The organism is Methylomagnum ishizawai (assembly GCF_019670005.1).
Taxonomy (GTDB): Bacteria; Pseudomonadota; Gammaproteobacteria; order Methylococcales; family Methylococcaceae; genus Methylomagnum; species Methylomagnum ishizawai.
The window spans coordinates 3472919-3484323 of the sequence record NZ_AP019783.1 but is presented as its reverse complement, the minus strand read 5'-3'; the positions used below and the strand labels follow the sequence as shown (position 1 = coordinate 3484323).

The following is an 11405-nucleotide window of genomic DNA, read 5'->3' as shown; positions in this document are numbered from 1 at the left end:
GTACGAACAATATCGAGGCAAGCGAGTGGTGGCTGACAGGTCCGGCCAGCGCGGCCTGGTCCGGCAAGCCCTGCCGGTGCCACAAAGACGCGCCGGCGGGATTTTCGCGGCTCTGGCGGCGGGCATCCTGCTGGCCGCGGTGCTGGTGCTGTTCCTCCAGGTCCAGGGCTTCGTCAACCATCTCGAAGCCCAATGGGCGGCGGACACCGGCGGCGACACCCGGCTCCGCGCCCTCAACCAGCACATGGAAGCCCTGCAAACCAAGTTCAACGCCCTCCTGGCCGACTCGGTCGAAGTCCGGCTCAAGGCGCTGGAAAAAAGCGTCGAATCCGGCAAGGTGGCGCTGGAAGACCTCCGCGCCTTCGAATCGCTCAAGAGCGACCTGCAAACCCTCGAAGCCTACACCGAACGGGCCGGCACCACGCTGGGGCTGGACTCCGCCCGCCAAGAGCATGGGCGCTACCAACCCATGGCGGCGGGCCAAGCCACCGCCCTCCACAAAACCGACCTCAAGGGCGAACTGGCCGAACTCAAGACCCTGTTCTACGGCTGCCTCGCGGCGCTGGCCGTGGCCTTGCTGGCGCTGGCCCGCTATTGGGCCAACCAGCGCCGGGCCATCCGGCAATTGGAACTCCTGGCGGCCCTGCCGATGCTGGCCGGCCCGCCGCCGTCCGACCGTTCCCGCTGACCCGACCACAACCCCGGTGGCCCGCGTCGACGCGGGCTGCTTGTTTCGGCCCGCTTCCGGCGCGGCATTCCGACCCGACCCACCATGACCAGCCTTCCGCCCCCGCTCCGGCGTCCCTTGTCCATCGCCCCGATGTTGGACTGGACCGACCGCCATTGCCGCTATTTCCTGCGGCTGATTTCCCGCCACGCCCTCTTGTACACCGAAATGGTCACCACCGGCGCGATCCTGCATGGCGACCCGGACCGGCTATTGGGTTTCGACCCGCGGGAAAAACCGCTGGCCGTGCAATTCGGCGGCTGCGACCCGGACGAACTCGCCGCCTGCGCCCGCATCGCCGCGGCGCGGGGCTACGATGAGATCAACCTGAATGTGGGCTGCCCCAGCGACCGGGTGCAGCGGGGCCGGTTCGGGGCTTGCCTGATGGCCGAGCCGGAATTGGTGGCGGATTGCGTCGCCGCCATGCGGGCGGCGGTCGCGATCCCGGTCACGGTCAAGACCCGCATCGGCATCGACGAGCGCGATTCCTATGGGGAACTGGCCCATTTCGTCGCCACGGTCGCCGCCGCCGGTTGCCAAACCTTCGTCATCCACGCCCGCAAAGCCTGGCTGAAGGGCTTGTCGCCCAAGGAAAACCGCGAAATCCCGCCCTTGCGCTACGACGTGGCGGAACGGGTCAAGGCCGATTTCCCGGACCTCGCGGTCATCCTGAATGGCGGCATCCTCGATCTCGACCAGGCCGAACCGCGCCTCGCCCGCTTCGATGGCGTGATGATCGGCCGGGCGGCCTACCACAACCCGTATATGCTGGCCGGGGCCGACGCCCGGTTCTACGGCGATGACCACCCCATCCCGTCCCGCCACGCGATCCTGGAGGCCTTCCTGCCCTATGTCGGCGCGGAGCTGGCCCGTGGCACCCGCTTGCACAGCATCGCCCGCCATATCCTGGGGTTGTTCCATGGCATGCCGGGCGGGCGGATTTGGCGGCGCCAATTGGGCGAGCGCGGCAATCAACCCGGTGCGGGAATCGAGGTGCTGCTGGACGCGGCCCGGCATTGCTTACCCCGTGGTGAATCCCGGACAGCGGACTAACACCTCGTCCAAGCCCACTGCTTTCCAGCCAACAGCCATCCAACAGCGCCTGTTGCTCCGCCAACAATTCCGCTCCTCCACCCCACCGGAAACCTGGCATTCCCGGCGGGGGTGTGCTTGTTATCTGAAACATTTTACGCATAAGGCGATACATACCCGGTCCGGTCGCCAAGATGCCTCATTGGCATGGATCCTGTAATACCTATCGCGAGATCAACAAGGGTATGGCTGCGCTATGAACAGGATTCCGTCACTTGAAGTTGCGATTGTGGGATTTTCGACCTTGGAAACCCTCAAGCTCGAAAAAATCCTGGGTCAGTCCCAAACCCGGGACCGGCGCTATAGCGTGCTGGATTCGGCGGATGCGGCGCGGGCCGATATTCTCCTGGTCAACTCCGACGACAGCGCAGCGTTACGGCACGGCAAGCTATTGGCGGAACATCCGCCCCAATCCCGGCTGGTGCTCATCGGGGCGCATCCGCAACAGGCCCAGGGCCGGCCTTTCATCGCCAAACCGATCCTCAGTGCGCGCTTCGTCGAATTGTTGGATCAAATCGCCTATCCCCCCGCACCGGCCTCCACGCCCGCGTTCCAAGCGCCGCCCCACCCCAAACGGGAGCCGCCCCCCCCACGGGTGGAACCCGCCGCGTCCCGGCCCGCCCAGGCCTATCGCGTCCTGGTCGTGGACGATAGCGAGCTGGTACACAAAGCCCTGGCCATCGAGTTAAGGCAGGCGCTGCCCCATAGTGTTTTGGATTGCGCGGGCAGCGGCGAGGAAGCCCTGGACAAAATCCAACGGGAAACCCTTTACGATTTGATTTTCCTGGACATTATGATGCCGGGGATCGATGGCTATGATACCTGCAAGGCCATCCGCAAAGATACCCGCTATAAAAGCAAAATCCCGATCATCATGCTCTCGGCGAAATCCTCGCCGATGGACGAGGTGAAAGGGGTTATTGCGGGCTGTACCACCTATCTGGTCAAGCCCATCGTCCACGAATCTTTCCAAACCCTGCTGCGGCGGGTGGGCGCATGGCTGGACCACCGTGGCGGTGCCGCCCAAGAATCCGTTCCGCCGCCGCCGAAACCCTTGGCGGTGTCCGGTATATCCCCCTGAAATCCACGGCACAAAGGTTCCCGCATGATCCGCACGGTATTGGTGGTCGACGATTCCCCGGTGGACCGGAAATATCTCGGCCAAATCCTGGGTGATATCGGCTTGAAGGTACTCACGGCGAATTCGGGCCGGGAAGGCGTCGAACTGGCGCATAAAGCCCGGCCCGACCTGATTTTCATGGATATCGTCATGCCGGAAATGGATGGTTATCAGGCTTGCCGCGATCTGCACGGCGACCCGGCCACCCGGCATATCCCGGTGATTTTCGTCAGCAGCAAAAACCAGGAGGCCGACCGTATCTGGGCCGAAATGCAAGGCGGAGGGGATTATGTCTGCAAACCCTATACGGCGGATACCATTGTCGGTGCCATCCAGAAGTTCGGCAAGGACACATGATCCACCCACCCTTGATTCCCCTATGGCCGGGCCACGCCCCGTCCGGCGCGGCTGGTCCCGCCATCGATTCCAGTCTTCCGATTCCGCGCTATGGCGTCGTCATCGGCCCTATCGGACTCTTGGTTCCCCAGGGCATCGCCACCGAAGCCATGCCGGTCCCGGAACCCTACGTCCTGCCCCATTCCCCGGCTTGGTTCCGGGGCATCGTCCATCGGCGCGGGGACGTGGTGCCGGTATTCGATTTACGGCGGCGGTGGTTTCCCGGACTGGCGACACCGGGGCGGCGCACGCTGTGGGTCTTGGATAAGGGCGAAACGGCGGTCGGTTTATTGATCGACGGTTTGCCCCAGGCTTTGCGCGGAGCCGTGGAACCCGAAGATTCCCCCGCGACACCCCAGCCCCTCGCGGGTTTCGCGGGACCGGCGCTGCGCCAAGACGATACTCTTTATTGGGAGTTCCGCCATACCGAATTTTTCCACTCGCTGAGAACCGCCCTCGCGGCGGGATAAACCTCCATCCCCAGCCGCGCTCCGCCCGGAATCCCACGCCCATGAATATTTCGCACCGCCTCCAAAACCTCAAGCTCAATCAACGCTTCGCCCTGATCCTCGGCACCGTCGCCGTGGGATTCTTGATCCTGGCCCTGACCTATGGCTATGTGATCTGGGTCGGCCTCGAAGCCGAACACCGCGCCGCCCGGATCGAAACCTTCGGCAACCACGTCGTCGAATTCAGCAAGGCCACGGAATACGCCCGGCGGCAAACCCGCGATTTCCAAACCCTGTACAAATTGGAATACCTGGAAAAATACGACGCCTATCTGAAGTCGGCCCGCGATTACCTGGAGAAACTCCGGGTGGAAATCCAGGATTCCGACCGCGATATCCTCAAGCAAATCGCGGTTGTCCTGGGGGAATACCAAGCCACTTTCCACCGCAATGCCGATGCCATCGTCGCCTATGGCATGACTTCGGGTTCGGGGCTGCGCGGCGAATTGCACAAAGCCACCCAAACCCTGGAAAACCAACTCCTCCGCGATAAAAACCCGGCCCTGCTGAAATTCCTCGAAGTCCGCCGCTACGAAGCCGATTATCTGCAAAACGTGAACGAGGCCGATTGGAAAGCTTACGAGCAAGCCGCCAAAAGCCTGCGTCCGGCCTTGGAAGCCGCCGATCCGGCCACGCGGACGGCCTTCAACCGCTACGACGAGGTGTTCCGCCAAGCCGCCACCACCGTCAAACGCCGGGTCGAGGAGCAACTCGCCACCCGCGCCACCGTGGACCGCATGGTGCCGATGATCGAGCGTTTGATCGCCCTCAAGGACCGATACCGCGAGGACAGCGCCCAGCGGGTGAAGGCGGATAGCCGGTTCGCCACTTGGGTGTTCGTCGTCGCCATGGCCTTGACCGCCCTGGCCGCCACCGGCTTGTTGCTGCTGGTGTCGCTGAGCATCGCGCGGCCGGTGCGGCGTTTGGCGGATACCGTGGCCCGGCTCGACGCGGGCGATTACAGCGCCCGCGCCGGACTCGCCAGCGCCGACGAACTGGGCGAATTCGCCCGCGCCCTGGATAAGCTCTTGGACGAGCGGGTCGCCAGCCTGGCCCAGACCGAAGCCGACAACAAGCGGCTCAACCGCTCGGTGGTGCAATTGTTGAAGGCGGTGTCGGAACTCAGCCGCCACGATCTTTCGGTGCGGGTGCCGGTAACGGAGGATATCGCCGGGCCGGTGGCGGACGCGCTTAACCTGTTGAGCCAGGAGATGGTGAAGGTGCTGCGCTCGGTGACCGACACCTCGGCGGAGGTGGACCGGACTTCCGGCGTGGTGAAGGACCACGCCCACCGGGTGATGGAGGAGGCCGCCCTGGAACGCCGCGAAATCGAGCGCACGGTGACGGAACTCGCCGAGGCGGTGGCCACCATGCACCACATCGCCCAACTGGCCCAGGCCGCCGACGCCTCGACCGGCAACGCCAGCGCCAAGACCGATTCCGCCCTCGCCAGCGTGGGCCAGACCGTGACCGGCATCGGCCATATCCGCGAGGCCATCCACGAGGCGGAAAAGCGCATCAAGCGGCTGGGCGAACGCACCCAGGAAATCGGCGGCGCGGTCAACCTGGTGGGCGGCATCGCCGAGCGCACCCATTTCCTGGCCCTCAACGCCAGTATGCACGCGGCGGCGGCGGGCGAGGCCGGGCGCGGCTTCATGGTCGTGGCCGACGAGGTGCAGCGGCTGGCCGAGAATTCGCGCGAGGCCACCACCCAGATCGACGCCCTGATCCGCAACGTGCAAACCGAAATGGCCGACGTGGTGGCGACCATCAACACCTTGATCGGCCAGGTGGTGGAAGGCTCGCGCCGGGCGGAGGCGGCGGGCGAACACATGCGCGACACCCAGGAAGCCACCGCCGAACTCATCGCCTCCATCCGCCAGATCGCCGCCGACACCCAAAGGCAGATCGAAACCATGCTCAGGCTCCAGGACCAAGCCCGCCAAGTGCATGGCCGTACCCAGGCCACCACCCGCCAGTTGGAAGAACAAACCCGCGCCACCGACCGCATGACCGAACGCGCCCGGCAATTGCTCGACACGGTACGGGTTTTCAAGCTGCCCGAAGCCGCCTAGGAGGTCCGCCATGCTCACCGCGCTGCTCGCGGACCCCGACGGCCTGGACGGATATCCAGGATCCAGCCCGCCCGCGCCGCCTTTGGCGGTGCCCGCCGCGGCCTTGGATCTGCTGGCGCGGGAATGGCGGGAACTGGCTCCGGCCTTCGCCGCCGAAGCCGCCAAATTCGCCGCGCCCGGCTCCAGTCCCGAAGCCCTGGAAACCGGCGCGGCCACCTTGGCGGCGTGGCTGGAACCCTTGGCGCGGGCCTTGGCGGTGCTGGGAATGGAAGCGGGCGGCCAGATCGTCGAAGCGGTACTCGCCAACCTGGACGCCGACCCCGCCCTGGCCGGGCCGCTGACCGATTGGGCCGGGCATTTCGGCACCTGGCTGGACCACCCCGACCACCCGGACACGGCGGCGGCACTGGTCGCGGCGCTGCAAGACCAGCGCTGGCCCTATCCCCTGCCGGCAGCGGAAGCCGCTCCACTCCAAGCGGGATTAGAGCGGATACGGATCGCCGCGGTTTCCCCGGTGGAACCGCCCGCCGCCGCCTTCACCCCGGCGGACCTGTCGCTGGCGATTCCCGAAGCGGTCAACCGGGATTTGCTGGACACCCTGCTGGATGTCCTGCCCCGGCAAAGCGCCGAATTCTCCGCCGCCCTCCGCCGTATCGCCGAACTGGGGCGTTTGGACGATATCCGCACCGCCCAGCGCATCGCCCACACCCTCAAGGGCTCGGGCCATCTGGTCGGCATCCGCGGCATCGCCACCCTGACCCACGCCCTGGAAGATATCCTCGAAGCCCTGTACCAGCGCAAAGCCACGCCCGGTGCCGAATTGGCCGCGCTGTTGCAGGAAGCGGGCGATTGCCTGGAAGCCATGGGCGACGCGCTGACCGGCTCCGCGCCCGTGCCCGCCGAGGGCTGGACCCTGCTGCAAGCGGTGGCCGCCTGGTCGCGCCGCATCGCGGAGCAGGGCTTGCCGCCCGATGCCGTTCCCGCCCTGGACACCACCGCTCCCACGGTGGACATCCCGGCCGAACCCGACGCGGACGCATCGGAAGCCAGCCTCCGGGTACCGGCGGAACGGATACGGGAATTGTTCCGGCAGACCGGGGAAACCCTCATCCTGGGCGGGCAACTGCGGGAACAACTGGCGCAAGCCAGCGCCCTGTCCAGGGCCCAGGAACAACTCCAGCGGCAAATCGAGCAATTGCTGGTCGAGCAGGAAACTTTGGTGGATATCCGGGGCGCGGGCCTCCCGGCGCGGGAGCGCGGCGGCGGGGCGGACGGCTTCGATCCCTTGGAATTGGAGGCATACCACGAATTGCACAGCCTGACCCACCGGCTGTTGGAAGCCGCCGCCGACGCCCGCGACCTGGGGCGTGCGCTCAAATCCCGGCTGGCCGAACTGGAAACCATCCTGGCCCGGCAGGATCGCCAACACCGGGAAACCCGGGCGGACCTGCTGCGTACCCGCTGGGTTCCGGCGCGGGGCATCTTCGCCCGTTGCCAGCGCTGCGTGCGCCAGACCGGGCGGCTGACCGGCAAGCCGGTGGATTTGGCCATCACGGGCGGCGACACCCTCGTCGACAGTGAAATCCTCGACCGGCTGGCCGATCCCTTGATGCATGTGCTACGCAACGCCGTGGACCATGGCATCGAACCCGCCGCCACCCGGACCGCCGCGGGCAAACCGGCCACCGGCCAAATCCGCCTGGAGTTCGCCCGGCAAGGCCACTTGATCGTGGTGCGGGTCGAGGACGATGGCGCGGGCCTGGACCTCGCCCGCATCCGCCGCACCGCCGAGGCCAAAGGGTTGATCCCGCCCGGCCAGGACCTGCCGGACCGGGATTTGCCCGCCCTGACCCTGTTGCCGGGTTTTTCGACCCGCGACACGGCTTCCCAGGTCTCGGGCCGGGGCGTGGGGCTGGACGCCGTGCAGGGCGCGGTCCAAGCGCTCAATGGCCAGGTGGAACTCGATTCCCGGCCCGGCCAGGGCTGCGCGGTGGCGATCAAGCTCCCCATGGCTTGGCTCTCCACCCACGTCCTGCTGGTGCGGGGACGCCAGCGCTACGCCCTCGCGCCGACCGGCATCGACCGCATCCTGCCGCCGGGGGCCGGAATCCTCGACCCCGACGGCGACGGGCTGGTTTATACGCTGGAAGGCGAACGCCACCCCGCCGTGTTCCTGGAATCCTTGCTGGGCTGGCCGGTCCCGACGCCCGCCCCCGGACCCGGCACCCCGCCTGTTGTTCTGGTCGCGGAGCGTTCCGGGCCGGCGCGGGCCGTGCTGTTGCCGCCGGAAGTGCTGGGCTGGCGCGAGGTCGTGGTGAAAAGCCTGGGACCGTATGTGCCCGGCCTGCCCGGCGTGGTGGGCGCGGCCATCCTGGGCGATGGCGGACTCGCGGCGGTGTTGGACCTGCCGGAATTAGCGCGGGCGGGGGAACGGCGGCGGTTGCCGCGGTGGTTGATGGACGCGGCGGGGGCCTTGCCCCAGGACGGGGCGGCGCGCCTGCCCCGCGCCTTGGTGGTGGACGATTCGCTGTCGGCGCGGCGGGCCTTGGCGCAAACGCTGGGCGACGCGGGCTACGAGGTCCGCACCGCCATCGATGGGCGCGAAGCCTTGGATATCCTGCCCGGCTTCCGCCCGGATATCCTCCTGACCGACTTGGAAATGCCCCGCCTCAACGGCATCGAACTCGCCGCCCATGTACGGATGCGGGCGGAATACCGCGAACTGCCGGTGGTGATGATGACCTCCCGCGCCACCGATAAGCACCGCCGCGAGGCCGGAAGGGCCGGGGTCGATCTCTATCTCACCAAGCCTTATGTCGAGGAGGAATTGCTGCGGGCGCTGCGGGGCTTGTTGGGCGATCAAGCGTATGGAAGGGTACGGTAGCGCTTCACAACGGTGTTTTCGCCGCCTTCGATGGGAGTTCAACCATTCTTGATGTCGCTTTCCCAATCGAAGCGGATGGTGATGGTTTCGGCCCCGTCCGCTTTTGGGGTGGGGCCTATTAAAACTTACATTTCGATTCCGCCTCGTCCGTCCCCAACGTATCCAACTCGTTCCTGGGATGCAAATAGCCTTCGATAGGGGCCACCGCCACCAGCGAACGCTCCGCCGCCAATAACACCGGCTGGCGCAATTGCCGATCCCAGCGCCGGAACGACAAGGGCACGCCCTTGAACCCGGCCAGCGCCAATTGATCGCCCAGCATGAACGCCTTCACCGGCTCGAATTCCACCGACTTGGCGCGGGTCGCGGCCTCGCCGATGGCGCGGACCGCCAGCCAAGCCCCGTAGTCGGCTTCCGCCATCCAGCGCCCGGCCTGCGCCCGGAAGCGGTTTTGCAATTGCAACGCGCCCCAGGCTTCGTGGGTGTGGTGCCAAGCGGTCGGCACCAAGCCTTGGGTGCCCGCCACGGGCCGGGGCTGCCAGGTGCGGTAGGCCAAGGAATCGCCGAACAACCCGGATTCGTCCGCCACGATCAAGACCTCGTAATCCACGCCCTGGCTGAACACCGGCACTTCCGATTCCGGGCTACGGCGCTCGTCGAAGCTGTGTTCCCAGGGTTTTTCCGCCACGATCTTGGCCCCGAATTTCTTGGCCGAACGCCGGACCGCCTCGGCGTAGAGCTTATCGCCCTCGCTCGGGCCTATCGCCAAAAACCACTTCTGCCAGCGCTTCTTGGAGAGGTATTGCGCTAGGGCGTCGGCCCGCATGGCCCGGCTGGGCAGAAGATGCAGCAGGTTGGCCCGGCAGGATTCGGCCCGCAGGGCGTCGTCGCGGCTGGCGGTGTCGTAGAGCAGGGCATTCTGGGCCTCGGGCAGGGCCGCGAGTTCCAGCAGCAGCGGGGCGGGCAGGTCGAGCAGGAAATGGCGGTGGCCCTCGGCGGCCAGGGCTTTGAAGGCCGCGACCACATCGCCATCGGGCGGCAGGATCGTTTCCTTCAGCACGAAGTTCTGCCGGGTGAAGCGTCCGGTGGTGTTGTTGTCCTGGATGCCGAGCCGCGCCCCTTGCAGACCGCCGTCGGCGACGACGGGGTCGAAGAACGGCGCGGTCGGCGGATTGGCCTCCTGCCGGGTGAGATAGGCCAGGGCGAGGGTATCGGCCTTGGGGACCGGGGCCGTCGCCGCCGGTTTGGCTTCGGGGCGCGGGGCCGGTTTGGCGGGTTTGTTAGCGGCCAGGGCCGGGAGCGCCGCGGCCAACAACAGGGAAAGCAGGATCGACGATTTCGGGGTCATGGGGATGCGCCTAGCGGTTCGGGACGGGTCCGGCTAGCGCAAATCGCGGTGCCGTACCAATAGGTGATGGTCGGAGGAGGCGAACCGCGCCGCCAGGGCTTCCACCAGATAGACCGAGCGGTGTTGTCCGCCGGTGCAGCCGATGGCGACCGTTAGGTAGCTGCGGTTTTCCGCCTTGAAGCGCGGAATCCAGCGCTCCAGGAAATGCGCCACATCTTCCAGGTATTGCCGCACATCGTCGATGCGTTCCAGGAATTCCACCACTTCGGCGTCCTTGCCGGTCTTGGCCCGGAGCGCCGGTTCCCAGTGCGGATTGGGCAGGCAGCGCAGGTCGAACACGAAATCGGCGTCCAGCGGCATCCCGTTCTTGTAGCCGAACGACAGGAAATACAGCGACATCAGGTTTTCCCGCTTCGCCGCCACCCGTTGCCGGACCAATTCGCGCAGTTGATGGACATTGGTGTAGGTGGTGTCGATCAACAAATGGGCGCGGCTGGCGACCGGCTCCAGGAGTTGGCGTTCCAACTCGATGGCCTCGCTCAGGGGATGGTTGGCGCTGGTGAGCGGATGCTTGCGGCGGGTTTCGCTGAAGCGCTTGAGCAGGGTGTGGGATTCGGCTTGCAGGAACAGGATGCGGCATTCGATGCCGAATTGGTCGGCCAATTCCAGGGTGGAGGGGAATTGGGCCAGGCTGGCGGTTTGGTTGCGGGCGTCGATGCCGATGGCGGCTTGGTGCAGGGGCGGATGGCTGCCGATCAAGGCCCGCCGCACGAAGGACTCGAACAGCACCACCGGCAGGTTGTCGATGCAGTAATAGCCGCAATCTTCCAGGGTTTCCAGGGCGATGCTCTTGCCCGAGCCGGACAGTCCGCTGACGATGACCAGGTTCATGGCGGGGGTCGCTAGGTTGGGGGAGGTGCCCGCCCCGGCGGGGGCCGGGGCGGCGGTCGCGGGCTAGCTTATCAATGATTCTGGGTTTTGTCCTTGTGCTTGAGGACTTGGCGGTCGAGCTTGTCGATCAGGTTGTCGATGGCGGCGTAGAGGTTTTCCTGGGTGTCCTCGGCGAACAGCTTGTTGCCGTTGACCTGCACCGTGGCCTCGGCCTTCTGGGCCAGCTTTTCCACTTCCAGGATGACATGGATGTCGATGACTTGGTCGAAATGGCGCTCCAGTTTGGCGAACTTCTCGTTCACGTAGTTCTTGATGGAGTCGGTGACTTCGATGTGGTGGCCGGTGATTTGGATTTGCATAGTG

The 11405-nt window shown here is 66.0% G+C and carries 10 protein-coding genes; 7 read left to right on the top strand and 3 right to left on the bottom strand.

Annotated elements, in window-relative coordinates; all coding sequences use genetic code 11:
* Window positions 1-28 precede the first annotated feature (28 nt).
* The 7 genes from K5658_RS15860 to K5658_RS15830 all read left to right on the top strand — a co-directional run bounded on the left by K5658_RS15860 (window position 29) and on the right by K5658_RS15830 (window position 8803).
* Complete coding sequence (locus K5658_RS15860) at window positions 29-688, top strand: hypothetical protein (protein WP_221064075.1); 660 nt, start codon at window positions 29-31, stop codon at window positions 686-688.
* An 84-nt stretch (window positions 689-772) separates the two neighbouring features.
* Entirely contained in the window at window positions 773-1780 is a 1008-nt protein-coding gene (gene dusA / locus K5658_RS15855) for a tRNA dihydrouridine(20/20a) synthase DusA (protein ID WP_221064074.1), read from the top strand.
* Between the two features lie 268 nt (window positions 1781-2048).
* Window positions 2049-2900: a response regulator gene (locus K5658_RS15850; RefSeq protein ID WP_221064073.1), complete on the top strand. Its 852-nt coding sequence runs from the start codon at window positions 2049-2051 to the stop codon at window positions 2898-2900.
* Window positions 2901-2924: 24 nt separating this feature from the next.
* A complete protein-coding gene (locus K5658_RS15845) occupies window positions 2925-3296 on the top strand; it encodes a response regulator (protein ID WP_221064072.1) in 372 nt (123 codons plus the stop codon).
* Window positions 3293-3805 (top strand): chemotaxis protein CheW, encoded by a 513-nt coding sequence (locus tag K5658_RS15840; RefSeq protein ID WP_221064071.1) that lies wholly within the window; start codon window positions 3293-3295, stop codon window positions 3803-3805. Before K5658_RS15845 ends, K5658_RS15840 begins: the two co-directional genes overlap by 4 nt.
* 41 nt (window positions 3806-3846) lie before the next feature.
* On the top strand, window positions 3847-5919 hold the full coding sequence (locus tag K5658_RS15835; protein WP_221064070.1) for a methyl-accepting chemotaxis protein: 2073 nt from the start codon (window positions 3847-3849) through the stop codon (window positions 5917-5919).
* 10 nt (window positions 5920-5929) lie between these two features.
* Window positions 5930-8803: a hybrid sensor histidine kinase/response regulator gene (locus K5658_RS15830; RefSeq protein ID WP_221064069.1), complete on the top strand. Its 2874-nt coding sequence runs from the start codon at window positions 5930-5932 to the stop codon at window positions 8801-8803.
* Between the two features lie 118 nt (window positions 8804-8921).
* Here the strand turns inward: K5658_RS15830 and K5658_RS15825 are convergent, their stop codons facing one another.
* From K5658_RS15825 to hpf, 3 genes are all read right to left on the bottom strand, one after another.
* Window positions 8922-10151 carry an ABC transporter substrate-binding protein gene (locus K5658_RS15825; RefSeq protein WP_221064068.1) on the bottom strand — a complete coding sequence of 410 codons (1230 nt, stop codon included), beginning with the start codon at window positions 10149-10151 and terminating at the stop codon, window positions 8922-8924.
* A 33-nt stretch (window positions 10152-10184) separates the two neighbouring features.
* Window positions 10185-11042, bottom strand: coding sequence for an RNase adapter RapZ (rapZ, locus tag K5658_RS15820; RefSeq protein WP_221064067.1), 858 nt, complete (start codon window positions 11040-11042; stop codon window positions 10185-10187).
* 71 nt (window positions 11043-11113) lie between these two features.
* Window positions 11114-11401: a ribosome hibernation-promoting factor, HPF/YfiA family gene (gene hpf, locus K5658_RS15815; RefSeq protein ID WP_221064066.1), complete on the bottom strand. Its 288-nt coding sequence runs from the start codon at window positions 11399-11401 to the stop codon at window positions 11114-11116.
* Window positions 11402-11405: the final 4 nt, after the last annotated feature.

What these genes read in the sequence shown, in the direction of transcription:
- K5658_RS15830 (WP_221064069.1), top strand. Translation starts at nt 5,930, where the DNA reads ATGCTCACCGCGCTGCTCGCGGACCCCGACGGCCTGGACGGATATCCA.
- hpf (WP_221064066.1), bottom strand. Translation starts at nt 11,401, where the DNA reads ATGCAAATCCAAATCACCGGCCACCACATCGAAGTCACCGACTCCATC.
- K5658_RS15825 (WP_221064068.1), bottom strand. Translation starts at nt 10,151, where the DNA reads ATGACCCCGAAATCGTCGATCCTGCTTTCCCTGTTGTTGGCCGCGGCG.
- rapZ (WP_221064067.1), bottom strand. Translation starts at nt 11,042, where the DNA reads ATGAACCTGGTCATCGTCAGCGGACTGTCCGGCTCGGGCAAGAGCATC.
- dusA (WP_221064074.1), top strand. Translation starts at nt 773, where the DNA reads ATGACCAGCCTTCCGCCCCCGCTCCGGCGTCCCTTGTCCATCGCCCCG.
- K5658_RS15840 (WP_221064071.1), top strand. Translation starts at nt 3,293, where the DNA reads ATGATCCACCCACCCTTGATTCCCCTATGGCCGGGCCACGCCCCGTCC.
- K5658_RS15845 (WP_221064072.1), top strand. Translation starts at nt 2,925, where the DNA reads ATGATCCGCACGGTATTGGTGGTCGACGATTCCCCGGTGGACCGGAAA.
- K5658_RS15835 (WP_221064070.1), top strand. Translation starts at nt 3,847, where the DNA reads ATGAATATTTCGCACCGCCTCCAAAACCTCAAGCTCAATCAACGCTTC.